Raw genomic sequence first — 26,718 nt, forward strand, 5'->3', positions numbered from 1 at the left:
AGAAAGTGAAAGAATTGGTTGATTTAATTCTTTGATTGCCAACCCGAAGGTTAGGCAATTTCGATTAACTCAACACCTGTGAGTGTCCACACAGATTACTTGATAAATTGTTAAAGAGCGTTAGCACATCTTGGTAGTTCCAAGTGGCTAGGGCTGCGTATTCTACGCAATCCTTGGTTCGCGTCAAGCAGTTTTTAAAAACTTTTTGATGCGGCACTTTTCAGTGCCTGACCACCCTGTAAGCTAGGTGTTTAACCAAGTTACTTAGTGCTTTACGACTTATCTCTGCGAGCTTCGCCGTGTCAGTGGTTGCGCATTATAGGGATTGCTAATAATAGCGCAAGCCTTTACTTTAGTGACATGGTCCGTTCGGTCACAAATCATGCTAAAGAGCCGATTTAGCTCTGAAATGGTACAAAAACAGAGCAAGTTTATCAAATTCAGTCATACCATCTTAGTTTTACCGCTCTGTTACACAGTAAAGAAGCATACCTATTTGAATTAACCTTGCTTCGACGTTACCTTGCTGCAAAATCCATTGAACCAAGCTCACTTAAACAATGGCTTATACACTTGTAGTAACCTACTAATACTATCTGCTATTGATGAACGCTTAATGAGTCATGGCCGACTGACAATTAGCTTATTATCAATCAGCCTATATAGCGTCATTAAAAACAGGAACACTATATAAATAAGCTAATAGATAAACTAATAGCAAACAGCTCCTTGTTCGATGCAGCATGTGTTATCGACTAAGGTTCGACTCTAAATCGAGCTCTCCTATCCGCTAATAGATAAGGTTGAACGATAATCTATGAGCACTTCGGCTTAAAACTAACCTTACTAAGATTGACTTGACCGTTACTGAGTTTAATTTGGCTAACTCAATCTAAAGTTAGGTTTGCTTTGCTTTACGTTCTGGCTTTAAATCATGCCATTATTATTCAGCCAGTAAATTAGTGGTCATTGACAAGGTAAACACCTCAGTATTAGCCACTAGCAACCAGCGGCTAATTGCAATTTAAGCATAAAACAAACGGACTTATTGCATGCAGTTAACCCGCTTTCAAACTACGCAGATAATTTGGAACATCGGCAATCGAATCGAGAACCACGGTCGCGGCGGCAACGGCCTCGTCAGTCACCTCTTTACCGGTACGGACCAATATACGCGTGGGGACACCAGCGGCTTTAGCGGCTAGCATGTCGTCACGTTTGTCGCCGACCATCACAGATGCTGACAGATCAATCTCTAAAAACTGCGCCGCACTGTTTAACATACCCGGCTTGGGTTTACGGCAGTCACAATCGATTTTGTATTCGCCAATGCCTTTATCACTATGATGTGGACAGTAATAGATGCCATCTAACTCAACGCCCTTGTCAGCAAAGTTCCAATCCATCCATTCAGTTAAACGGTGAAATTGCTCTTCAGTGTAGCGTCCACGGGCGATGCCAGACTGATTGGTTACTACCGCCAGTTTATAGCCCATCTGCTTTAATTCGGCGCACGCCTCGAATACACCGTCAATATATTCAAAATCATCCACTTGATGTACATAACCATGGTCAATATTGATGACACCATCTCTATCTAGGAACACAGCAGGATTCACAGGAAATACCCCAAATCAGATCAACACAATTTAATGGACACTATTATCACACCACAATCACTAAAATGCACCGCTCTATCTCTATAATGATAAAAAATGAATAAAATTATCCCATTGACCAAAACGTTAACCTCATATAACGCCACCGTTGCTGCTGATGGGTAAAACGGCGACTGACTAACGTCTTGATGCAGGACATTTGCTGCAGCCTGCCACATTCAACGTAATACTGACTAAAAAGTAATACCGATTAATATGCTAGCGATGCCGACGCGGCTATTTATCAGCCCCAGCAAAAACACTTAGAACAACAACAGAGCAGAAACCCAACCATGGTTAAATAGCACTTAACTCGGTGACGTCCTATAGGGTTATGCTGTCTGTTAACTTAAGTTCAACTTAATCAGCAAGTATCTCAGCAACCCGCTGTTTTAGCGTAGGTAAGACTTCGCTGTCAAACCATGGGTTGGCCTTTAACCAGCGGTTATTGAGCGGACTAGGATGAGGTAATGGCAATACTGCATCTTGGGCGATGCAACTATTTCTGACTCGCTGAGTCAAGGTTAAGGCAACACTGCCTTTAGGCGTTGGGCAATGGTAGGCTTGCGCGTATTGACCCATAACCAAGGTCAACTTAATTTCAGTCAGCTGACTCAATAATTGCTGTCGCCACATATCGGCGCATTCTGGCCTAGGCGGTAGATCGCCACTTTTGCCTTTGCCGGGATTAACAAAACGCCATAGGTAAAATGGCAAACAACTGCTCATCATAAAACTGCTCACGGCTAACACCCAGCCACTGACGTAAGCGCTCACCACTGGCATCATTAAAAGGCACTCCAGTCTGATTTGCCGCCCTGCCCGGCGCTTGTCCTGCGATCAAAATTTTAGCCGACGTCGCCGCCTGAATTATCGGCCGAGCATCTGACGGTAAATGCGCCCGACACCATTGGCAACGTTTTACCTCGCTGACGAGTCGACTCAGCGTCGAGTCTCCCTCTTGTGACGCCGACTGTTTTGAATTCATGCTGATGTTACTAAAAATGGTCCATCTCCCTTTATTTCACCCAAATTTGTCACCCGGTGTTGCTCACCCACAGGCTATCGTCATGTGCGATGCATTCTTTGCACCGCGTTACGGGGGCACGATCGAGCACTTATTCAACACACTATTTAATAGTCGGATTAGTAGTAGGATCTTAATTTAATTGCTAACGCTATCTTTATGATTTTGCCATTGGCACTGTGCTGCGGCGAACACGTAGTATCAGCAATAATATAAAAATCAAACACTGCCGCTAATATGATGCACTATGCCGGTACCTAATACACACTTATCACCTTGGCGAACACTGACTTAAAAGCGCCATTTTATATACAGCCAAGCCGTAGCTCCTATTTAACCGTAGTTCCCATTTAGCCATAGTTCCTCTTTATTTATAGAGCCATAAACGGTAACCTTATGCGGCTCAGCAGCTACCATACATAAATATTACGGCAACTATGCACCGAACAGCCCTTATTTGTTCACAAAATGTGCAAGCCAATTGTAGTGGAAGCCTTAAGACAGAAAGTACAGCCTGGTGACATCGCAGCAAGTGACCGTTACATCAAAGTACGTTGGCTCAGGCACTTAATGTCAGCCGTGTACCAGTAAGGTAAACCTTAGTGCGACTCGAAGCTGACGGCTGGTGAAGTTAAAAGCCCATAAAGCGCACTGTAACCGGCTTATCTGCTTAACTAAGGTGATGTTATTAGCTGGAGTAAGCTCAAAACACTGTTTCATACCAGTTTATATCAAGCCGCTAATCGCCCACGCAAGTTTGTGTGATTCATGGTTTAAACACCCATTGTGACCGTTATATCCGCTTACCGTTGTTATTAACGGCTGGTATTCCCAAAGCGGCACATGACCATAGCGATAAGCGACAAACAGTCATAGCAATTTACTTATATGCTGTGTCGTCATATAGAATGTAAAAATCCGTTTCTGTACTCAGGGAACACATATTAGATGCTGCCGATGCCATTAAGCATCTGGTTGCACAACAAGTCGACTAGATCACGGTTGATCGATCAACTTATTGCTAGGCTTATTTAGATTAGTTCGATAAGGCAGAGCTGTGCTTCTGCCTTTATTATTTTGAGAGAATATAAGATGCAGTACGCCACCATTACAGGTTGGGGAAAATGTGTTCCCCCCGCCACGCTTACAAACCATGATCTTGCGACTTTTATCGATACGTCAGATGAATGGATTAAGCCACGCACAGGCATAAGCCAACGACACATTAGCCATGTCAACACATCGGAACTGGCATCCGTTGCTGCACAGCGGGCATTAGCTGCAGCAGGGCTTGAAGGCAGTGATATCGACTTGATAATCCTAGCCACCGCGAGCCCAGACACTCTAATCCCCAACATTGCATCAACAGTACAAGCCAATATTGGCGCAAGCTGTGGCGCTTTTGATATCAACGCCGCCTGCAGTGGTTTTCTGTATGGGCTAGGTCTGGCCAGCTCACAAATTAAGAGTGGCCAATCTAAGCGAGTACTGGTGATTGGCGCCGAACGTCTCTCTTATTATCTTGATTGGTCACGCCGTGATACCGCCGTATTGTTTGGCGATGGCGCTGGCGCCGTGGTAGTAGAAGCTACCGACCAACCTGGTGGTATTTTAGGTTATGAGCTGAATAACGATCCTGCTGCGCGCGACATCCTTAAAGCGAGCTTCGGTACCGCTATGGACCGATTTAATGCCGCGTCTCTGGACTTTTATATCGAATTCAATGGCCAAGAGATCTTTAAGCGTGCCATTGCCGGTATGGGTAAACTCAGCACCCAAGTGCTTGAAAAGTGTGGCGTAGATAAAGACGATATTGACTGGGTCATTCCGCACCAAGCTAATGAGCGCATTATTGATACCCTAATCAGCCGCATGAAGATCCCTAAAGAAAAAGCAGTGGTCAACATTGCCAATTACGGTAACACCTCTGCGGCAACCATCCCGATTGCTATCTGTGATGCACTCGAAAAAGGGATGATTAAACCGAATCAAACCATTTTATCTTGTGCCTTTGGCGCTGGCCTAACCTCGGCAGCCGTGTTGTTTAAATGGGGCGATCGCATCACTCCAATTAACCAATCTGATGCAGAGCTGCCACCTTGTGATAAAACCGGTATCGAACTGGTCGCCAGAGCCGTTAAGCATTTCTGCGGTTAATCGTTATACACACTAGGGCGCACACGCCTGATACATAAAAAATGTCGGCATTTGCCGACATTTTTTATTTAAGCGCTTGTATGACACACACCCAATAATAATCGCATTTATCAAAATTGATTGGTGCGCTCATCGGCAACCTAGAGTGGACCTAAAATAGCTCGCTCACCTTAAGTTTATCGCCACCGCCCATGGCCGCAACTTGAGCTAACAATAATTCACCACAGGCAATGGCATCGATTAACGCATTATGGGCCGCATAAACGGGCAAGCCATAACGGGCTCGGCTAGCCCCCAAGCGCAAGGCCCCCTCTTGCAATACCTCATGCTGACGCAGCAAGCGCTTTTTTTCCAGTGCCAAAGTATCAACCGCCATCAGCTTAATGTGTTCACCATAAGCTTGAGCAAGCCCTACCTGTAAAAAGGCCAAATCCAAAGGAGAATGATGCACCACCAGCACCTTGCCCTGAGTGACGCTTAAAAACCATTGCATTGCCGTTTTCATCGATACGGCTTGTTGCAGATGCATATCTAATATGCCGTGAATGGTAGCGCTTTGACCGACACTGCCCTCAATTTGCACCAGTTTATGTTGTGCCTGTTGCAGTAAAATCCGCCCCTGCTGAATAGGGACGACACCAATACTCAAGATTTGATCGCAAACAGGGTTCAGCCCTGTCATCTCCAAATCAATGGCCACTAGACTCACTTGCTCGACATTACAGGCTAAGTTATCCAGTAATGCCTGTTGGTAGGCCTTAAACTGTGGATGCTTGGTTGTCGCCGTGCGCCAGCATAAGCGGCTTTTAAGCATAGGATGATGCAACACCCTAAAAACTCCGCATAAACTTAAGCTTCAAACCTGCCTGCGCATCATGCACCACTTTAAAGGCATCACGCAGTTGATGGCGCACCAGTGATGACAAGTTTTGGGGCATCAAATAGTTGCTAAGCTGCTGATTATGGGTAAATTGATAACCCTGGTTTGATAAGCGAATATGTGCGATAAACTCATGAGCATCGGCAAGGTTAAGCGCATCTTTACGATTAATAATGTTTTGCTCCATCAATAAGCGGATGCGCTTGGCAGTATTAACCTCTTTAATCCCCGCTGAGAGCGCATAAACACGGGCAATATCGTTAATTAAGACGCTGCCTTTATGCTTTAAATCGATTCCTTTAACCTCTTGACCATCACGCTCTAAGACAAATTTTTTAAAAAAACCCAGCGGCGGAGAGACTTGTAGCGAGTTACCCGCCATCCCAGCTAAAAAAATGTCATTGTCTTTAGTCGATGCCAGCACCTGCGATTGCAGACTGTCAAATAAACTCTGTGGCCCATAAACACAGCGCATATCAAAAAAGATGCTGGCATGCATTAACGCCTTAGGCTCTGGGCTATCGACCCAATGATGAAACTTATTTTGCCACTGCTTTAAACTCATTTGCCATTGAGGGTTTTGCGCCATGATGTCACCAGGGCAATAGATATAACCACAGCTATCTAGGCCGGCACATACCGCTTTGGTGAGTGCATCAAAATACCCCTTGGCCAGTTCATCCATATCATGGGCTAACAATAAACCGTTATCTTGATCTGAACACGCCACCTGATCTTGCCGCCCCTGAGAGCCAAAGGCCAACCAGCAAAAAGGCATAGGCGCTTGGCCCAAGATCTGCTGATTAAGTAAGATCAGTCGCCGAGTAAGGGCATCGGTTACCGACGTGAGTACGCGACCAATCTCTTCGGCTCTGGCATCAGCGCTGATGAGGTTTTGCAACAACAGCGGGATCTGTTTACTGACAGCGATGAGACTATCCAAACTGTTTTGTCGCTCAATTTCACCAATCAACAATAAAGGCTGCGAGCTTTGTCCGCGTAAAATATCTGTGCTACTGACCACGCCCACGGGTAACTCGTTATCCACTATCGGTAAATGATGAATATTATGCTGACTCATCAGTAACATCGCCTCAAACACTAAGGCACTTGAGGATAAGGTTATGGGATGGCTGGTCATGGCTTGATGCACAGGCAATTGGCCATCATGCCCCAGCGCTAAAACCCGATTACGTAAATCTCTGTCGGTTAAAATACCGGCCAGTTTATGATTGTCGATAACTAACAAGGAAGACACCCGCGAATCGCGCATTAAGCAGGCCGCTTGGGTCACGCTGGCGTTGATATCGAGTGTCAGTGGCTGTTTAGACATCAAACTACTCACCCGACTGGTGGAGCCTAATTCTTTGGCTTTAAAACGACTTTGATGGCGTAAACGTTTAGCAAAGGCGCGATTAAAAAACCGATCAAATTCACGGCTTTCACTGCGTAGTTGATTAAAAGTATCGGGGTCGAGATGATAGACTAGACCATCTTCAAGAATTTGAACTTTATTGCTTATTTTCTCGCCAGACAGTAAAGAGGGAAAACCAAAAAAGTCGCCATCACCTAACCTATCAATTAAGTCACCGTCATCACCGTGCACCTCAAATGCGCCACTGCGGACGATATACAACTGCGGATGTCTTTCATCTAACGGCACATAGGTTGAGGCTTTACTGTAGTAGCCTATGGTCAACGTACGACAACAGCGCGCTAAAGTGCTGGCAGACAAAGTGTCAAATGGCGGAAGCTGGCGCAAAAAATCGGTGATGGGTTGTAACTCACTGGCATCCATAATCGACCTCATCAAGTAATGTTAGGATCTATTGACCCTCTCTAACGCGTTATCGTAATAAATGAAGCGATGAGCGAATGATAGATGTAAGGCACACCGGCTTATTATCATGACTGGATGGATATAAATACAGTATGTGCTTGACTCGCTCAACATAAAACCACCGCTAAATATCACTATAACCTTGAGTCATCACATCTTGCTATACGACTTATGGCCAGCCAAATCGATACATTTATCCATGTTTATTCCCAATGACACCGTAGCTAATCGATTAATGCCTCCACACATCATGCTACGCAACCAGAGTCATAAAAAAGGAGCGCTCAGCGCTCCTTCTTAACTTAAGATCATGATTGATTAATGATCATGCGCCTCGCCAGACCCTTTAGGGAAGCGAATCGACTCAACCATATCCACCACATCTTGGGGTACGGCTGTCGTCACTCTGCTAACAATAAAGGCCACGGTAAAGTTTACTATCATACCAAGCATACCAATCCCTTCTGGCGAAATACCCAATAACCAATGCTCAGGATTATTATCTGCAGGATTGATAAACTTAAAGTTAATAATATACGCAGCACTAAACAGCAAACCGGTTACCATACCTGCGACCGCACCTTCTTTGTTCATGGTGCGAGAGAAGATCCCCATGATGATCGCAGGGAACAAGGATGATGCTGCTAAACCAAAGGCTATCGCGACCACCGCAGCCACGAAACCGGGTGGATTAATACCAAAGTAGCCAGCCATAACGATGCCTAAACCAGCCGCTACACGGGCATACATAAGTTCTTTTTTATCAGAGATATCAGGCATCAAGTTTTTCTTCAGTAGATCATGTGAAACCGACGTTGAAATCACCAATAGCAAACCAGCTGTTGTCGACAGCGCTGCAGCCATGCCTCCCGCAGCCACCAATGCAATAACCCAAGCAGGCAAATTAGCAATTTCAGGCGTTGCGAGTACCATGATATCGCGGTCAATCGTCATTTCATTGGCCTCACCATTGGCATAATAAAGCTTTCCATCGGCATTTTTATCATCCCAACTAATCAAACCGGTTTTTTCCCAATTTTTAATCCAGTCAGGCGCAGTTTCATAAGCAACACCGCTAGCATCTGGACCATTAATGGTCTCAATCATATTTACACGAGAGAACGCTGACAAAGCAGGCACCGTGGTATACATAATGGCGATGAACACCAATGCCCAACCAGCCGACACTCGAGCATCTTTCACCTTTGGTACCGTGAAGAAGCGAACAATTACGTGTGGTAAACCTGCCGTCCCAAACATCAAGGCTCCAGTGATAAAGAACACATCAATCATGCTCTTAGAGCCCTCTGTATACTGGGAGAAACCCAGTTCCGCCGAGAGGCCATCGAGTTTCTCAAGCAAAAAGACCCCAGTCCCATTGCCCGCGGCATCAACCAACTCAGCCCCAAAACCAATTTGCGGCAAAATATGTCCCGTCATCATGATAGAGATAAAGATAGCTGGCACCATAAAAGCGAAAATCAATACGCAATACTGTGCAACCTGGGTGTAAGTGATCCCCTTCATGCCACCGAGCACGGCATAAAAGAACACCACGCCCATACCGATATACACTCCAGTTTCAATCTCAACCTCGAGGAAACGTGAGAACACTACTCCTACACCACGCATTTGTCCTGCGATATAAGTAAAACAGATAAAGATGGCACAGATAACCGCCACCGTGCGCGCTGTCTGAGAATAATAACGGTCGCCAATAAAGTCAGGTACGGTAAACTTACCAAACTTACGCAGATAAGGTGCCATACATAGCGCCAGTAATACGTAGCCACCGGTCCAGCCCATCAGGTAGACAGAGCCGTCATAACCAACAAAAGAGACGATACCAGCAAGCGAAATAAATGACGCTGCAGACATCCAGTCAGCCGCTGTTGCCATACCGTTCATAATAGGATGGACACCACCGCCAGCGACATAAAATTCTTTAGTCGAACCAGCACGAGACCAAATCGCAATACCAATGTAAAGCGCGAAGGTTGCGCCAACAATCAGATAAGTTAATGTTTGTATATCCATATTCGTTACTCCTTAATCTTCATGAACACCGTATTTTTTATCTAGCGTGTTGGCTTTCGCCACGTAGACAAAAATAAGCGCAACGAATACATAGATAGCCCCTTGCTGAGCAAACCAGAAGCCCAACTTAAAGCCCATAAAATGGATTTCATTAAGTACATCGACCAGTAAAATGCCACAGCCAAATGAAACAGCAGCCCATATTGCCAGCAGTCCAAGTACCAAGCGTAAATTCTCACGCCAGTATCCTTCTGCCTTTTCGTTATTTTCAAAAGCCATTACGACTCCCCTGTGCTAATTATGATTAAATCAAAATTTAATCTAGCAAGCATCTGCGCAACAACAATCACGACCTTAGTCTAACGCCAGCGTAAACCTTTTAGCGGGCTCTAAATTAACAATTTAAAAACAATTAGATACAGGTTTACGTAAGCGTAATGCAAGCAAAATATGAAACGGCAACATTAGACTAATGTCGAACAGAAATGTGACTAATTCGTTAATTACTAGCGCGCCGGGTGACTTGAGAAATGGTTACACTTGTATGGATAAAATGAAGCAGTAAACTCTGACCTTGGCAAAACGGGCAATGTTGGCTAACAATAACTTGGTGAGTACACCAAGTTATTGTTAAATTGAAGGGCTAACAAAAGTTAAGCGTATTAAATAGATCCTGATGGCAATATTGATAACCCAGCTGCTGACAAATGAGCGAGCCGTCGACCACTTTATCCTCGGCCTTATCTCCCGATGAGGCAAACTCTGGCTCAGCTAAACCGAGCATTGCCGCCGCGCGCTGATAGAATGCAACCTTATTAGGATGATCGGGGGAGCAGATATTATAAGCTGGCGCCAGTGGGCCTTGATGGGTAAGTAAGGCCATCACGCCGCCGACACAATCATCAAGGTGAGTCATGTTGACCGATAACATTGCCCCAGTTAAGCCCGTTTTACCGACTAGAAAACGCCCCGGATGACGTTTAGGCCCCATCAATCCGGCAAATCGAACAACAACCGCCCCTGTAAACATGGCTTCAGCCTGCAGCAGGATCTCACTGGTATCGTTATATGCTTTGGCGTCAGCTTCATGTTGCACCTTGCCATTAGCAGGATACACGCCTGTGGTGCTAATAAAGATAATGCGCTGATAGGCATGGTCGCCCATCAGCGTCAGTAGACGTTCAAGTCGCGCAAGATAACCAGTGTCGCCACGGCGAAGCCCTGGGGGGATATTAATGACTATCGCATCGGCGTGAAGTTTAGCTAACTGCCCACCATCAACAGGCTGCTGCGCGTCAAGATCTAATGCAAACCCATCAATGCCTTGCTCTTTTAATGCTAATGCTTGAGCTGCATCCCGTTTAGAGCCACGCACAGACAGACCTTTTTCCACCAACGCTTGGGCTAAGGGTAAGCCAAACCAACCACAACCGACAACGGCAACTGAATGAATCATAAAGTATCTTTATTAAAAATAATGGTAACCATAAAATACCTTAAATCCTCAAGCCAGCAAAGTCAGTTCACTTCCCGCTATCGATATGGGCCACGTTAGCGTCAGCTCGCCAGTCATTAAGGTAATAACGCAGATGTTTGGAACTGGCGATATACAACAGACTCCAAAACAAAAAGAGCGCGTCCAGACCAAAGTGCCATGTGTACAAAAAGTGATTATGTATTAAGCGTTGTAGTAACAAGCCACCATCAATCATCAATAGCAACACCAACAACCACTTCAATTGATTGAATAAAGGACGAGCCCAGCAAGGAGCGCGTTTACGCTCGGCTATCACCAATGCATACAGTATTAATGCCCCGGCACCGGCGGCTAATGCCAACAGAAAATCAGACTTTTGCGGATAGATCAACGCCACCAAGGCCGCCCTGTCACTGGCTTGGGTCAGCGAGGCGATAAACACACACCAACCTCGAGCGATAAACGCCAAGATCAGGTAAAGCATGATAGGCGGTTTAAAGTGCCCATTGTCATCAATCCAGTTGATGTGACCAAAATTCAAACGTGCATCTCCGTAATGAGCCAACCCTTAGCGGCATTGCAAGAAGTGTGATACTGGCAGTGACAGCGCTAACGCATAAGCGGTAGACAATAATAAGCTGACAGATACCCGATAATATTATCTGCCAGCCGAGTGACTTAGGTGTTTGGGCTACCCATTGAGTAAGGCTAATAACTCATCTTCACCGATCACCTTCACCCCTAACTCCTGCGCCTTAATTAGCTTTGAACCAGCGGCTTCTCCAGCTACTAAGCAGTCGGTATTTTTCGACACACTGCCTGCCACTTTGGCGCCAAGAGCCTGTAATTGCGCCTTGGCATCGTTACGATTAAGCAGATTTAAGGTGCCAGTTAACACCCAAGTTTGCCCTTTTAGTGGTTGTTCATCGGCGGCGACCTCTTCGATTGCAGGCCAAGTCACGCCCGCCTCTAGCAGTCGCTCGACCACTTCAAGGTTATGGGGCTGGGCAAAAAAGTGCACCAGATGCTGCGCCACAATCACTCCGACATCATCGACCTTCATAAAGGTCTCGGCATCAGCCTGAATCAACTTATCGAGGGTTTTAAAATAATGGGCCAAATTAGCTGCGGTGGCCTCACCTACCTCGCGGATCCCTAATGAATAGAGAAAACGGGCAAAGGTAGTTTGTTTCGCCGCTTCAATGGCTGCGACTAACTTGGTGGCTGACTTAAGCCCCATGCGATCTAGCATGGTCAATGATGATGCGCTCAGCTTAAATAGGTCCGCAGGGCTTTCGATAAGCTCTTTATCGATCATCTGCTCGACCACTTTATCGCCCATGCCATCGATGTTTAATGCCTTGCGTGAGGCAAAGTGCTTAATCGCCTCTTTACGCTGCGCTTCACAAAACAGGCCGCCACTGCAACGGGCCACAGCTTCACCTTCGATACGCTCCACATCACTGCCACACACAGGGCAAGCCATAGGAAAAACAATGTCTTGTGCATCATCGGGACGCTTATCACTTACTACAGCCACAATTTGCGGGATCACATCGCCAGCACGGCGAATAATGACACTGTCGCCAATTTTCACCCCAAGACGTGCGATCTCGTCGGCATTATGCAAGGTGGCGTTCGACACCGTCACCCCACCCACAAACACAGGTTTTAACCGCGCTACCGGGGTCACTGCGCCAGTGCGCCCGACCTGAAAGTCAACCCCTTCGAGTACCGTTAACTCCTCTTGGGCGGGGAATTTATAGGCGGTTGCCCAGCGCGGCGCTTTGGCCACAAAGCCAAGCTGCTTTTGCTGCGCGATATCGTTGACCTTAAGCACTACCCCATCAATTTCATAAGCTAAGTCGGCTCGGCGCGCCATAATATCTTGATAATAGGCAAAAATAGCAGGGATATCCTTGCACACTTTCACTTCGGCGCTTACGGGCAGCCCCCAAGCTTTAAGCTGCATTAACTGCTCATAATGATTGTCTGCCAAGGGCCAAGATTCAGGTTCGACGACTCCGAGCGCATAGGCATAAAAGGCTAATGCGCGGCTGGCGGTAATTTTACTGTCGAGTTGACGCAAGCTGCCAGCTGCAGCGTTACGCGGATTAACAAACAGCTTTTCACCCTTTTGGCGCGCCTTATTATTGACCGCTTCAAACGCGGCTTTAGGCATAAATACTTCGCCGCGTACCTCTAACAATGGCGGAAAATCATCACCACGCAGGCGCAATGGTATCGATTTAATGGTGCGCACATTTTCGGTAATGTCTTCGCCCACGGTGCCATCGCCGCGGGTGGCGGCGCGTTCATATAGCCCATTGCGATATAAAATACTGACCGCCAAACCATCAAGTTTGGGCTCACAGCAAAATGCGGGCGCCGTGATGGTTTTATCGCTCACACGTTTATAAAAAGCATTAAATTCGGTATCACTAAACACATTGTCTAGGCTAAGCATCGGCTTTAAATGTGTCACTTGGTCAAACTTTGCTAGCGCGGCACCGCCTACACGTTGGGTCGGTGAATCCATTAAGGCAAACTCAGGGTATTGCGCTTCTAAACTCTGTAAGCGGCGCATAAGGCGGTCATATTCGGCATCGGGAATAGACGGCGCGTCGTCGACATAATAACGGTAATTGTGAAGATTAAGTTCGGCGGTGAGTTGTTGAATTTCGTCTTGTATGGCTTGCATGGTTTCTCGTCCAGATTAAGCAATAGAGGCCGCATCTGCGGCCTCTATTTTCAATATATATGCTTCAATTTACGCTTGGGCACGGATGCGTTGTAGGTATGACTGCTTAGTTTGCTCACTCCATAAGCTGCGGCCACCGTCGAGTACCTTGCCGCCTAAATCATCGGCCAATTGGTGCGCCGAATTCAGCATAATTGAAAAGTTCATCAGTGGGTCGCCATAACAAGGTAGTGTCATAAATAACACGATACCTTGAGTGGTAAACTGCTCCATTTCATCGGGGTTAAACACACCAGGCTTAACCATATTAGCCAACGAAAATAATACCTTACCTGTTCCAGCGTTATCCTCATGGCGATGGAAAATATCCATGTCGCCAAATTTAAAGTTGAGGGTTAATAAGCTCGGCAGTAACTCGGCACCCTGTAACGTTTCGCCTTCGTTGGCCACAACATGCAGTACCAGCACATCTTGTGGTTCGCCCAGTGGCTCATCCTTAATCTCAGCTTGCGCCGATGAAGCAGGTTTCGATTCTGCGGGGGCTTGAGCCTTGGGCTGCTGTGCTGCAGAGGGCTCATCCGTGTGGTGCGAGTGAGCAACTTGGGCCGCATCATCGAGCGGTTGAACATCATCAAAAAATGAACTCTGAGCCGGAGTTTGGCCTAAGCCTAACTCCATCTGCTCTATAGCATCATGGCTATCTTCAGTGTCGCCCATACTGGGCTCAACGTTATGGCCTGCATCGCGTCCAGACAACACCGGCTCTTGGCGTGTGCGAGCGACTTTGGCGTGCGGCGCGTCTGATAAGGTAAAATCGGTTTCGCTGTCACGGCTTGGCGCATCCGCTGATGTCACAATACTGTGGTCTCGGTCATTCATCGCCGCGCTATCACTTGCACTGCCACCTGCACTGCGCCTAGGTGCTTCTTCAGGGCTCAGTTTGCGTACACGCACAGCACCAATACCATCGGCGTCAAAGCCTTCGCGATCACGATTTTTATCTGTGTACATTTCTGCCATAGAGCCAGACTTTAATGACTTAGGCTGCTGCCGTCTAATGGACCAAAAACCATGCACAAGTACCGCGATAATGGCTATCGCTCCTAACACGAACAATACCAGTTGCAAATTTTCCATTGATTACCCTGTTTTTCCCAAAATTATCCTGCGTCGGCTAATGCCACCGCTCCATCAATATCAACGGCAACTATGCGTGATACCCCAGGCTCATGCATAGTGACACCTATTAATTGATCCGCCAATTCCATGGTGATCTTATTGTGACTAATATATACAAATTGTACGCTTTGAGACATCTCTTTAACCAAACGACAAAATCTGTCCACATTGGCGTCATCGAGCGGCGCATCCACTTCATCTAGCATACAAAACGGTGCCGGATTTAGCCTAAAAATAGCAAATACCAATGATAAAGCGGTTAGCGCTTTTTCTCCACCAGAAAGCAGATGAATTGTACTATTCTTTTTACCCGGAGGACGCGCCATAATGGTCACTCCGGTTTCAAGCAAGTCATCATCGGTCAATGCCAGCTGCGCACTTCCCCCACCAAACACTTTAGGAAACAGTATTCCAAGGTCTTGATTAACCTTATCAAATGTCTCTTTAAAGCGGGTTTTGGTTTCTTTATCAATCTTGCGGATCGCTTCTTCTAAACTATTAAGTGCCTTATTTAAGTCGGCATCTTGGCTATCTAAATAGTGTTTACGCTCACTTTGCTGGTCGTACTCTTCAATCGCGGCTAAGTTGATTGCACCTAACTGAGCAATCCGCGCCCGAGTCCGCTCTAGGGCTTTTTGATGCTGGCCAACGGTGATGTCAGCATCGAGTGTGGCTTTAACCGCCTCGAGATTAATCTCGTGCTCCGTCAGCAAAGCCCGTTGGCTATCGGCTTGTCCCTTAATGCCTTCGCGTCGTAACTTTAACGTGCTGATAGCCTGAGTCAAGTGTTCGATATTACCAAGCTGTTGTTTTTGCTTTGTTACTATCTCATCGAGTTGATTTTGTAAGTGGGCTTGCTGCGCACGTAATGCCGTTAATGCTTGCTGCTTACTTTGCTGTATTTCCAGCTCTGCGTTAAGTTGCTGCTGCACCTGCTGTGCACTGTGATCGCTGATTGAGCGGGCGTTGCCCTCAAGTTGCGCTCTCAAAGAAGCTAATGATGCTGATTGTTCACTGATCTGTTGTTGCAGTTGTTGTGTTTGCTGTTGATTGAGCGCCAAGTCTGTCTGCAGTGTTTGCAGCGAGCTTTGGCTCTGACTGCACTGGCGAGCACATTCGGCGCGCTGCTGCTTTAATCGTTTGAGTTGGGCGCTGCTTTCTTGCTGCGCCCGAGCTCGTAGCTCGCTTTGCTTAATCAGGTCGCTAGCACGGGACTCATCCGTGGTTAAGCGCTCACTTAACGCTAGGCAGCGTTGCTCATCGGCCACTAAAGTCAGCTCAAGTTCACTGAGCTGCGCCTCAAGCTGGCTGCGCTGCTCGCGGCTATGAGCTATACGCTGCTCTGCGGCGTCAATTTGGCTGCGCATTCGCTCAAGGCTCAGCTGCATTTGTTGCATTTTAACCGCGCCATCGCTGCAACGGCTGCGGTAGTTTAGCAATTCACTAGCGCAGTGCTGTGACTGTTGTCTCAGGGTATTTAAGGTCGCTTCACTGCTTGAAATACTGGCCGTTAATGCCTCTTTTTCCATTTTAAGCTGAACTAAGGCGCTGCCTTGATCGCTTTTTTGCAATACAAACCCGTGGCCAATTAAGTAACCATCGGCTGTCACGATGCGCTCATGTTGCTCAATACTGGGCAACATGGCTTGTGCACTACTTAAATCGTTAGCCCAGCGCAAGTGCGCCAACCAAGGTGCCAAGTTAACGGCGGCGCTAACGCCACCCCATTGATGGGATCCAGTGGTGACAAACCCAAGGCCAGACGCAGCGTCCACCTTTTGGGTCAGCACCCCTTCGAGCGCCAAATCGATTGCCACTTCCCAGCCCGGTGTCACGTTGAGCGCTTGCCATAAGGCGCTGCCATCATCGGCACCCTCCATGGGCAGCAAACGGTTAACCACATTAAAGCGACCGCGCTCCTCGGCTAACGACTGCGAGAGAGCATCTATCTGCTGCGTGAGACGTTTATCTTGCTGTTCTAGCTCGTTTAATTGGCTATTTAACTGCTGATTACTCTGGTTAAGTTGCTCAGAGTGTGTCAATAGCTCATCACGCTGGGCTTGCAACTGCTGCAGTTGGATTGTTACATCATCTTGACTCAGCTTGCTAAGCTGGGTTACCAAAGCCGCTTTTTGAGAGCGCTTTTGTGCCAAGTTACTTTGGCAGTGGCTCAGTTCTGTTTGCGCCACTTTATAGGTTAACTGATGTTGATTCTGCGCCTGTGTGGCGAGAACTTGCGCCTCGCTATCTTGCTCAAATGTCTGTTCAGCTTCGACGAGCTGCTCATCAATCACCTCAAGTTGCATCGACAGTTGCTGGTACGCATCGATCGCTTCTTGGTGATGTTGGCTTAATTGTTCGCGACTATCATCTAACTCTGCCAACTGACGCTGAATCTGGATAAGCTTTGCTTGGGTATCTTCAACCCTTTGATGTAGATGGGCATCTTGTTGCTGACGATGTTTTAGTGATTGTTCGAGTTTGGCGATATGGGTGCCGGTTAGATAAAAATCTTCGACCTGACGATGCTCTTGTTGATCGAGTTCATCGAGTTGCACCTTGAGCTGAGTATGCTCCCTTTGCAGGGCCTCTTTCGCGGCATCGAGCTCACTTTTTTTCAGCTCATGACTGACTATTTCGCCGCTGAGCTTATCAAACTGGGCTTGTAACTCAACAAAACGACATACGCCCAGCTCAGCATCTTGAGTGCGCTCGGTCTGTTTTAAGGCGCGATATTGTTTAGCTGCTTGAGCTTGCTCGGCCAGTTTATCAATTTGACGACCTAACTCTTGGCGAATATCACCTAAACGCTCTAGGTTTTCACGGGTGTGACGTATGCGATTTTCAGTTTCACGGCGGCGCTCTTTATAACGTGAGATCCCCGCGGCTTCTTCAATAAACACTCTAAGCTCTTGCGGCTTAGACTCGATAAGCCGCGAGATAGTGCCCTGCTCAATAATGGCGTAGCTGCGCGGTCCAAGCCCTGTGCCCATAAACAGATCGGTAATGTCTTTACGACGACACTTTTGCCCATTGAGAAAATACGCCGAATCACCATCGCGACTGACTTGACGCTTAACCGCGACCTCTTGATAACTGGCATATTGACCAGCTAAGCGCCCCTGTTGATTGTCAAACAGTAACTCAACGCTGGCGACGGAAACGGGCCGGCGGGCCGAGGAGCCATTAAAAATAACATCGGCCATCGAGTCGCCGCGCAAATGTTTGGCCGAGCTCTCACCTAACACCCAACGTACCGCGTCGATAACATTGGATTTACCGCAGCCGTTGGGGCCGATAATAGCACTTAGCGGTTGGTTAAAAGGGATTTTAGTAACATCGACAAACGACTTAAATCCAGCAAGTTTTATCTGTTTGAGTCTCATTGAGCCAGCGGGTCGTCTTTATTGATGGAGCGTGAAAAACTCCGGCGAATATTGGCTGCCACTTTAGCAAAGCACGGCGCATTTTGTAACGTTTTTTATCGCTTAGCGGCTCATTTCGCTCTTGTTTTTCGCGCTATGCTGGCACACAATCGTGGCTAATTCAGTTAACGGTGGTATTTAACACAATGAATCAACAAACCCGCTCGACGCCCAAGAGTGGCGTCAACTATTTTATCGATGGTTTTCGGCTCATAAAACAGCCTGGGTTAAGGCGTTTTGTCTTTATCCCGCTGACCATCAATTTGCTATTATTTTCGGCGGTGATCTATGTTGCCATTGGGCAATTGGAGCAGATGTTTACCTGGGTCACCAGCCAATTACCCGACTATTTGACTTGGCTTAACTTCTTACTCTGGCCACTGGCGGTACTCACCCTACTGGTAGTGCTCTCTTTTGTGTTTAGTTCGGTGATGAACTGGCTCGCCGCTCCTTTTAATGGGTTATTGGCCGAAAAAGTTGAGCAATACTTAACGGGTAAAGACCTTAATACCGGCACCACGGTTGATCTCATCAAAGACTTGCCCCGCATCATGGGCCGAGAATGGATCAAGCTTAAATATTATTTACCGCGGGCATTGGTGTTTTTAATTTTGTTTTGGGTGCCATTTATTGGCCAAACCGCCGCACCCATTCTGTGGTTTATGTTTAGCGCGTGGATGATGGCGATTCAATATTGTGATTATCCGTTTGATAACCACAAGGTGCCGTTTGAGGATATGAAATTTGCCCTCAATCAAACTATGGGCAGCAGTTTCAGCTTTGGGGCATCGGTCACCTTGTTTTCAATGATCCCCATTGTTAACTTTATCGTGATGCCAGTGGCCATCTGCGGCGCGACCTCTATGTGGGTCGACAAATATCGGGCTGCCTATAAAAATAACCTTATCGCCCCCGAGTAACCGCCCGCCTTTTACCTGACGCATAAAGGGCGCTGCTACAACGCGGAGCCCTTTGCCATTAAGCCCTATACCATAGATTAAAGCTGATTTAGCGATTAAGTAGACTCAGCCGCAACACTGACCATGGTGGTCTCGGTGGGATTTAGCCTTTTTTTAGATAAATCGATCACCACAGTTGCCGATATTTTATCTTGGATCGCTTGGCGATTGGCATCCCAAAAAATTTGGAAAAAACCTAATAGGCCAGTGGTAAATCCCGCGCCATAACCGCCGTACCGCCCAAAGGCATCCCAGAGTGAAATACCAGTGCCATCGAGCTGGATCACCCGAATATTGAGCAGCTTTTTGCCCAAGGTTTGGCCATCGAACCAGGCGGTGAACACAGTGAAATAAAACGCGGCCCATCCAAAACCTAAGCCTAAATCGTTAAGCAGTCCCTTAGCCCACGCTAGCAGACTGTAAGGCGCTCGGTCACTGTTGTCCGACTGGCGGCGGTTTGTGTCAGTTGGCTTGCTATTAGGGGGCGGTATGCTGCGCGTCTCGTCGGTGATAACCTTGTCTGCTGTACCATCTGTTTGCGTTAAGTTAGACTCTGATGTTGCTGATGTTGAAAATGTTGCTTTTGCAGTGATGTCATCGCCAGCACCTGTTGCCACACTAGCTTCGGCGCTATCGCTGGTAATCTCAATATTCGAGGCAAACATCTCAGTCACCGTATGGGATAAGTCTGCCTTATCCGCAGGCGGTAACTCCAGCTCAGAGACGATGTCCAATAACATCTGCTGCTTGTCAGCCTCGCTCAAGCTTACATTAGCGAGCTTACTGGCCAATAAGGCCAACTGCTTATCGGCACAAAGTCGGCTTTCGCATAAGGTTAAGCTTAAGATGTCGGGCAATAATTTCAGTGACGCCAGAGCAAGCTTATCAGTGCTGGTGTCTTTGCCGCCTAACTCTTGTGTATCGCTGCCTGAGCCATGTTTAAATTCAATCAGGTTATCACTGGTCACCCAGATGGTCATCAGCAACATTGCGGCATATAGCAGCCATTTTAAAGCGCGGCCCAATTGATGGCTTTTGCGTTCAATCAATAAGGTTAATCCCACCAGCAAGATAAACACAGCGCCAGCCTGCTCCGCTAATACTGTGATTAATAGTCCATCAATAATCATTGCCAATCCCCGTTTTAATGGAGATGCCAAAGGCGTATACAGCACACTAGGGGCAATATTAAACGCCAGCGGCGTGACAATGGTTTTTGGATCTTTGTCTCGATTTTTAAGGGCACTATCAGGGTTCACACATCCGCTCCATGGCATAAACAAGTGCTCTATATTGAACAAAAAATATCTAAAATCAATGGTTAATGCTTTATAGATGCCAATGGATCAATAACATTAACGCTGATTATGGCCTCATTGCACCACACGTATTGATAGCAACCAAAGGACTGCGATACACTGGGAGCTATTATGATAGATGTCGCTCTATTAATAACTAAAAGGAATAACGAAGACGAAACTATCATTTCTAAACTGACAAAAGAACACTATGATTTAACGGTATAAATAAAGGAGCAAGCAACCCATGAGTCACATTTTCGAAGACAATTCACATACCATTGGCCATACCCCTCTTGTTCGTCTCAATCGTGTCAGCAAGGGCAATGTCCTCGCAAAAATAGAAGCACGTAATCCAAGTTTCAGTGTTAAATGCCGCATCGGTGCAAACATGATTTGGGATGCAGAAAAAAAAGGCTTACTGACTTCGGATATCGAGCTGGTAGAACCCACCTCAGGTAACACAGGGATTGCATTAGCCTACGTTGCTGCGGCTCGCGGATACAAATTAACGTTAACCATGCCCAATACCATGAGCCTTGAGCGTCGTAAATTATTAAAAGCCTTAGGGGCTAACCTAGTGTTAACCGAAGGCGCTAAAGGAATGAAAGGCGCTATCGACAAAGCTGAAGAAATTCGTCAATCGGCGCCAGAAAAATACCTTATTTTAGGCCAGTTCGATAACCCAGCTAACCCAGAGATCCATGAAAAAACCACCGGGCCTGAGATCTGGAACGACACCGATGGTGAAGTCGATGTTATCGTGGCGGGAGTTGGTACTGGCGGTACCATCACAGGTATTAGCCGTTACATCAAAAATGTACAAGGTAAGGCGATCACGTCAGTGGCGGTTGAGCCAGTCGACTCACCTGTTATCGCTCAAACGTTAGCAGGGCAAACCATACAGCCTGGCCCACACAAAATTCAGGGGATTGGCGCGGGTTTCATTCCGGGTAACCTAGATTTAGAAGTGGTTGATCGCGTAGAAGCGGTCAGTAATGAAGATGCGATTGAGATGGCCCAGCGACTCATGAAAGAGGAAGGTATCTTAGTGGGCATTTCATCGGGTGCCGCTGTGGTTGCCGCTAATCGTATTGCTGCCCTGCCAGAGTTTGAAGGCAAAAACATCGTAGTGATCTTACCTTCAGCAGCCGAGCGCTACTTATCTTCTGTGTTGTTCCAAGGCCAATTTGGTGATGCTGAAAACGTGCAGTAACACTTAAATTAACGATGGATTAATAATCAGATTAATTCATAAAGCGTTAATTATTAAAACCAGTCCTTTGTGGCTGGTTTTTTTGTGAGTCAGCTTCACACTTTACTTTCAATCATGCTAACAACCCTCTTAATACTGCGCCTTACTGAGCAGCGGAATCTAACTCCGTTGCGACTACCCCATGATAAGTCATCAGCTAACGACAAGGGGTCATGATAAGGGCCATAATATTCACCTTTGACACCTGCACGACACTGCGACACTGCGACACTGCGACACTCAGAAGTAAGAGGTGATAAGTAAGAAATGCTTACTATATAAATAAAATAAATCAAATATTCTTACGCAAGTTTCCCACTTAAAATGCCATTAAAGAAAAGAGTTAAGCGTCTATCACTTGCTTTTAAATGATTTTTACTCGGTGAGCGGGGCAATAATTCAACAAATTAAAGGTCAAAGGGGGAAAACATGAGACAAAAAATTCACTCTGTGTATCACGGTGCATCACGCTTACCCAGCCCATTGGGTGGCTTAGCATTGGCTATCGCCAGCTTAGGTTGGGCTTGGGACACCTTGTTACCTCAGCTTAATGGCACAGGACAAACCGTGGGCGCTGCGATAGCGAGCGTGCTCTTACTCGCGCTTGTGGCTAAATTTTTGCTTCACCCTCAAATATTAAAAGAGGAATTAGCACACCCAGTTATCGGCAGTGTGTTACCCACTTTCGCCATGGCCTTGATGGTGATTTCTAACAGCGTTAGCCAATTTCATCTTCAACTTGGCCAAGGACTCTGGCTAACAGGTATCGTATTGCATTTAATATTTTTATCAGTATTTCTCTATCATCGCGCACGTGAGTTTCAGCTCAATCATATGGTGCCGAGCTGGTTTGTTCCCCCTATCGGCATCATTGTGGCGGCAGTGAGTTACAGCGGCACCGACTATCAATGGCTTGCCCAAGCACTGCTTCGATTTGGTATCGGCTGCTACTTATTCTTATTACCTGTGATGTTATATCGATTAATTTTCTGTGGTGAAATTGACGATGCTGCTAAGCCAACGATTGCTATCATGGCAGCCCCAGCAAGCTTGTCTTTGGCGGGCTACCTTAACATCACAGAGCATCCGTCAATCATGTTAGTAGCATTATTATTAGGTATCGCATTATTAATGACCAGCCTAGTGTACATGGCGTTGGTGAAATTACTCACCCTGCCTTTTTCACCAGGTTATGCGGCATTTACCTTTCCACTCGTGATTGGTGCCACCGCTTTATTTAAAGTGTATCACTGGATTAATAGCGAGTTTGGTCACACTGACTTAGCTATGGGGATTAAAACAACTGCCATCGTTGAGTTAATTATTGCCAGCATAGTGGTTAGTTATGTTATTTATCGCTATGTACGTTTCTATAGTATGCGCACAACTAAATAATGAGTAACGGCCAGCATGACCATACACAACCCGTTACTTAAATGACGATAATGTTAAAACGCAATAAAACTAACCAGTGTTAGTTTGCTAAACGCTCACATTTAGACAGGAGATCTGCGCACAATAGCGCAAGATAAAGCCATCGATGACTTTCCCCCTCTATTATGTAGCGATTATGTAAATAAAAATTAGTACAAAAACCCCCGTTGATATGCAGTAATTAGCTCTAAAAATACTCGGTTAAAAAAAATTACATATTTAAAAAACTTTCTCACAGCAACAATTACAACAACATTAAAACACTACGTGTTATGAAATAGCATATTAAAGATACGTAAACCGACAAGGCTCAAACTATTAATATCTATTTAGGTCACAAAATAGATAAAATTAAGGCATCAATCAGATTAAAAAGTGTAAATGCATATATCAAGCAGCTCAAAGGTTAATTTTTTGAGCCTGGCGTGTTAAAAATACCCTTCACTTAGCCTATAACCTATATGTTGCAGTTGTTATTTGGCTATGATTATATTCAAGTTGAGTAGAAGTGATTTATATAAGAAAACCTTTAAAAACCTTTTACTTAATAAAAAACCAAACCAATAACAATATTCTCAGGAAGAATCAAAATGCAGCCTAATTCTATATTGGCTAAAGCTGTGCGTTTTGCATTAATAAGTGGTGCCACTGCCGCCGCACTAGGAACATCTGTAGCCTATGCTGCCAATGAAGATAGTAGTGTTGAACGTATTGAAGTAACTGGGTCACGCATTAAGCGTACCGATATGGAAACCGCCACACCGGTTACGGTAATGAGTGCCGATGAGATGGCCAAACAGGGTTTCACTAATATTCAAGATGCGTTAGAAAGCCTAACATCAACAACAGGGGCAATGACGACGCAATCTGTGCACGGTTTTACCCCGGACCCCGGCTGCGTCATCAATCAGTTTACGTGGCGCTGGCGCAAACCGTACCTTAACGCTTATCAATGGTAAGCGTCTAAACCAGTACCCGAAACCTGCTGGCGGTACCGATAACTTCGTTGATACGGCTAACCTGCCGATGGAAGCGGTACAACGTATCGAAATTTTGCAATCGGGTGGTTCGGCTATTTACGGTGCTGATGCCGTCGGTGGCGTCATTAATATCATCTTAAAGAAAGACTTCGAAGGTGTTGCCATTAAATATCGTCATGGTGATACCAGCAACGGTGGTGGTGGCAGTGACCGCATCGCCTTGTCATTAGGTGCCTCTTCTGATCGCGGTAATGTATCAAGCTTTATTGAATTTACTGATAACCAGCAACTTAAAGCAACCGACCGTGATAATTTTGGCCTACATACTGACAAGGTCCCTTACAGTCCACATTCTGCATACAGTTCATACGGTGCACGCATTGCCGCTGTCACCCGTGACGATAAAACGGTTCCAACAGGACAACGGGTTCTGACGGCACAAGAGTGCACTGAAGCCGGCTTTATTATGGCAGGAAAACTATGTGGCTTTGACCGCTCACAATGGCGCGATCTACAACCTGAAAGCACGCGCTTTATCAGCTCGACAAACTTTAACTATGAGTTAGCTGATGACATCACATTTGTGGGGCGTCTCGATTTTGCTGAAGCCAAATCGGTAACCAATATCGAGCCTATGGCCATTGGTGATGAATATGGCATCACAGTCGATGGTAATAGCCTAACTGTGACTGGCGCGGGCCAAAGCAAAACGTTTGCAGACAAAACGTTAGCCCTTGGTGGTGACTTTGCCAATGCTGAAAACGGCGAGTACTTTTACGCCCGCCGTCTGAGTGAATTTGGTAGCCGCGGTGGTGAAACCAAGACGCGTAACTACTTCTTTACTACGGGCCTTGAAGGCATGCTAGCCGACGAGTATAACTGGGATGCATCAATAAACTACGGCCGTACCAATGTCGACGTATTTGGCCAAGGCTTAGCGACTGAGCTTGGCATGTATAACTACCTGACTGCTGGAGATAACGGTAACTCATTACTGGAAAAAATGAGCGATAGCGATGTCGCTAACGCAGCTTATACGCCATTTGAAACAGCCCAGTCGACCCAGAAAAACATCCAAGCCAACATCTCTGGTATGGCGTTTGAAATGCCAGCTGGTGACGCTATGTTTGCCTTTGGTGCTGAGTACACAGAGCAAGATTACCAGAGCGATGCCGATTCTGAGTCGAAAAAAGGCAATATCTTAAACAAAGGTGGCTCATCTGGCGCCGGTGAGCGCTCATACTGGGCAACCTATGCCGAGTTAAGCTTACCCGTAACCGAGCTCATCACCATTAACGCGGCACTGCGTTACGATGATTACGATGATTTTGGTAGTAACTTGTCACCACAGATTGCCGTTGAATATCGCCCACTACGCGAACTCTTAGTTCGTGGTTCGGTCTCGAGTGTGTTCCGCGCCCCCGATATGCACCGCGTATATGGCGATCCTACCGAAGCTTTCTCAACGGTTATCGACTTCAAGCAGTGTCAAGCGATGGGCGGTATCCCGGGCCAAGCTTATGACAATGACGCAGCACTGAATGAAGTGTGTAAAGAACTGCACATAGATATGACCACAGGCTCTAACAAAGATCTCGAAGCTGAAACCGGTTATACCGCAAACATTGGCGCAGTATGGGGCGGCGATACGCTTAATGCTTCTTTCGACCTGTGGGAGTGGAAGCTCGATGACATGGTCAGTGATGTCAGCCCAAGCAAAGCGGCGCGTGAATATGAGCAGTATGAGGATATGATCACCCGCGATGAGAGTGGCAAAATCACCCACATCAACGCAGTAGCTCAAAACCTCGCCTTCCAAAAAGTTCGTGGTATTGACATTACCGCTGGCTACGGTTGGGATTTTGAGCAATTTGGTGAGTTAAAGCTTAACTTTAACGGTAGCTATATCTTACTGTCTGAAGGTCAGATCTCGCCGACCGATCCAGTCGAAGATGATATCGAAAATGGTGGCTTACCTCAGTACCGCGCTAACCTTGTTTTAGGTTGGTTTGTTGAAGATTTCGAAGCGACACTGGGTGCTTATCACACGGCGCGTATGCACGGTATGTACTACAAATCGTTTAAGCAATCAGCCATTGATGACGGTGAAGCGTTTGACGAAAGCGCATATGAAGTGGCGTCACAAACGAAGTGGAACCTGACTGCTGGTTACAACATTAACGATGCGATTAAGGTTAAAGCTGGGGTTGTTAACCTATTTGATGCCGGTCCTAACTTCGATCCAACGGCCACCTCTTGGCCACATTATGACCGCTCGGTTTACAATGCACGTGGACGCGAATGGTTTGTTGAAGGTGAAGTGAAGTTCTAACATAAATATCACCTATTAAAAACGGCATCCTTGGATGCCGTTTTTTTATCGCGCCAAATAAGTTTAATGCGCCAGCCCC

The 26,718-nt window shown here is 46.4% G+C and carries 15 protein-coding genes and 3 pseudogenes; 6 read left to right on the forward strand and 12 right to left on the reverse strand.

Annotated features, from left to right (window positions below; all coding sequences use genetic code 11):
• Positions 1-1,058: 1,058 nt before the first annotated feature.
• Both gmhB and AC0VXX_RS10580 read right to left on the reverse strand, forming a co-directional pair.
• On the reverse strand, positions 1,059-1,619 hold the full coding sequence (gene gmhB / locus AC0VXX_RS10575) for a D-glycero-beta-D-manno-heptose 1,7-bisphosphate 7-phosphatase (RefSeq protein ID WP_475514202.1): 561 nt from the start codon (positions 1,617-1,619) through the stop codon (positions 1,059-1,061).
• 399 nt (positions 1,620-2,018) lie between these two features.
• Positions 2,019-2,646 (reverse strand): annotated as a pseudogene (locus AC0VXX_RS10580) (uracil-DNA glycosylase family protein).
• 507 nt (positions 2,647-3,153) lie between these two features.
• Here AC0VXX_RS10580 and AC0VXX_RS10585 point away from each other — a divergent pair.
• Positions 3,154-3,680 (forward strand): annotated as a pseudogene (locus tag AC0VXX_RS10585) (GntR family transcriptional regulator).
• A 97-nt stretch (positions 3,681-3,777) separates the two neighbouring features.
• Positions 3,778-4,842, forward strand: coding sequence for a beta-ketoacyl-ACP synthase 3 (locus AC0VXX_RS10590; protein ID WP_475514203.1), 1,065 nt, complete (start codon positions 3,778-3,780; stop codon positions 4,840-4,842).
• Between the two features lie 151 nt (positions 4,843-4,993).
• On the opposite strand, the gene AC0VXX_RS10595 is transcribed toward AC0VXX_RS10590, so the two are convergent.
• The 9 genes from AC0VXX_RS10595 to AC0VXX_RS10635 form a co-directional block, all read right to left on the reverse strand.
• Positions 4,994-5,668, reverse strand: a complete 675-nt coding sequence (locus AC0VXX_RS10595) for an exonuclease domain-containing protein (protein ID WP_475516994.1) — start codon at positions 5,666-5,668, stop codon at positions 4,994-4,996.
• Positions 5,669-5,672: 4 nt separating this feature from the next.
• Complete coding sequence (locus AC0VXX_RS10600; RefSeq protein ID WP_475514204.1) at positions 5,673-7,520, reverse strand: DUF294 nucleotidyltransferase-like domain-containing protein; 1,848 nt, start codon at positions 7,518-7,520, stop codon at positions 5,673-5,675.
• Between the two features lie 360 nt (positions 7,521-7,880).
• Complete coding sequence (locus AC0VXX_RS10605) at positions 7,881-9,599, reverse strand: sodium:solute symporter family protein (RefSeq protein WP_475514205.1); 1,719 nt, start codon at positions 9,597-9,599, stop codon at positions 7,881-7,883.
• A gap of 12 nt (positions 9,600-9,611) precedes the next feature.
• The gene (locus tag AC0VXX_RS10610) at positions 9,612-9,878 is read right to left on the reverse strand and encodes a DUF4212 domain-containing protein (protein WP_110456929.1); all 267 of its coding nucleotides are present in this window, start codon (positions 9,876-9,878) and stop codon (positions 9,612-9,614) included.
• 364 nt (positions 9,879-10,242) lie between these two features.
• The gene (locus AC0VXX_RS10615) at positions 10,243-11,055 is read right to left on the reverse strand and encodes a Rossmann-fold NAD(P)-binding domain-containing protein (RefSeq protein ID WP_475514206.1); all 813 of its coding nucleotides are present in this window, start codon (positions 11,053-11,055) and stop codon (positions 10,243-10,245) included.
• A 67-nt stretch (positions 11,056-11,122) separates the two neighbouring features.
• Positions 11,123-11,617 carry a DUF2919 domain-containing protein gene (locus AC0VXX_RS10620; RefSeq protein ID WP_475514207.1) on the reverse strand — a complete coding sequence of 165 codons (495 nt, stop codon included), beginning with the start codon at positions 11,615-11,617 and terminating at the stop codon, positions 11,123-11,125.
• 150 nt (positions 11,618-11,767) lie between these two features.
• Complete coding sequence (ligA, locus tag AC0VXX_RS10625; RefSeq protein WP_475514208.1) at positions 11,768-13,777, reverse strand: NAD-dependent DNA ligase LigA; 2,010 nt, start codon at positions 13,775-13,777, stop codon at positions 11,768-11,770.
• Positions 13,778-13,846: 69 nt separating this feature from the next.
• Positions 13,847-14,914, reverse strand: a complete 1,068-nt coding sequence (gene zipA, locus AC0VXX_RS10630; protein ID WP_475514209.1) for a cell division protein ZipA — start codon at positions 14,912-14,914, stop codon at positions 13,847-13,849.
• Between the two features lie 23 nt (positions 14,915-14,937).
• Positions 14,938-18,342, reverse strand: a complete 3,405-nt coding sequence (locus AC0VXX_RS10635; protein ID WP_475514210.1) for a chromosome segregation protein SMC — start codon at positions 18,340-18,342, stop codon at positions 14,938-14,940.
• A gap of 185 nt (positions 18,343-18,527) precedes the next feature.
• On the opposite strand from AC0VXX_RS10635, the gene cysZ reads away from it, so the two are divergent.
• Positions 18,528-19,301: a sulfate transporter CysZ gene (gene cysZ / locus AC0VXX_RS10640; protein ID WP_475514211.1), complete on the forward strand. Its 774-nt coding sequence runs from the start codon at positions 18,528-18,530 to the stop codon at positions 19,299-19,301.
• A gap of 95 nt (positions 19,302-19,396) precedes the next feature.
• Here cysZ and AC0VXX_RS10645 read toward each other — a convergent pair whose 3' ends face one another.
• On the reverse strand, positions 19,397-20,617 hold the full coding sequence (locus tag AC0VXX_RS10645) for an RDD family protein (protein ID WP_475514212.1): 1,221 nt from the start codon (positions 20,615-20,617) through the stop codon (positions 19,397-19,399).
• Between the two features lie 268 nt (positions 20,618-20,885).
• Here AC0VXX_RS10645 and cysK point away from each other — a divergent pair, with 268 nt between their 5' ends.
• The 3 genes and pseudogenes from cysK to AC0VXX_RS10660 all read left to right on the forward strand — a co-directional run bounded on the left by cysK (position 20,886) and on the right by AC0VXX_RS10660 (position 26,639).
• Entirely contained in the window at positions 20,886-21,854 is a 969-nt protein-coding gene (gene cysK / locus AC0VXX_RS10650) for a cysteine synthase A (RefSeq protein ID WP_110456919.1), read from the forward strand.
• A gap of 468 nt (positions 21,855-22,322) precedes the next feature.
• Positions 22,323-23,288, forward strand: coding sequence for a TDT family transporter (locus AC0VXX_RS10655; RefSeq protein ID WP_475514213.1), 966 nt, complete (start codon positions 22,323-22,325; stop codon positions 23,286-23,288).
• 629 nt (positions 23,289-23,917) lie between these two features.
• A pseudogene (locus tag AC0VXX_RS10660) lies at positions 23,918-26,639 on the forward strand (TonB-dependent receptor plug domain-containing protein).
• The last annotated feature ends 79 nt before the right edge of the window (positions 26,640-26,718 follow it).

Source organism: Shewanella sp. QJM3NY_23 (assembly GCF_056173105.1).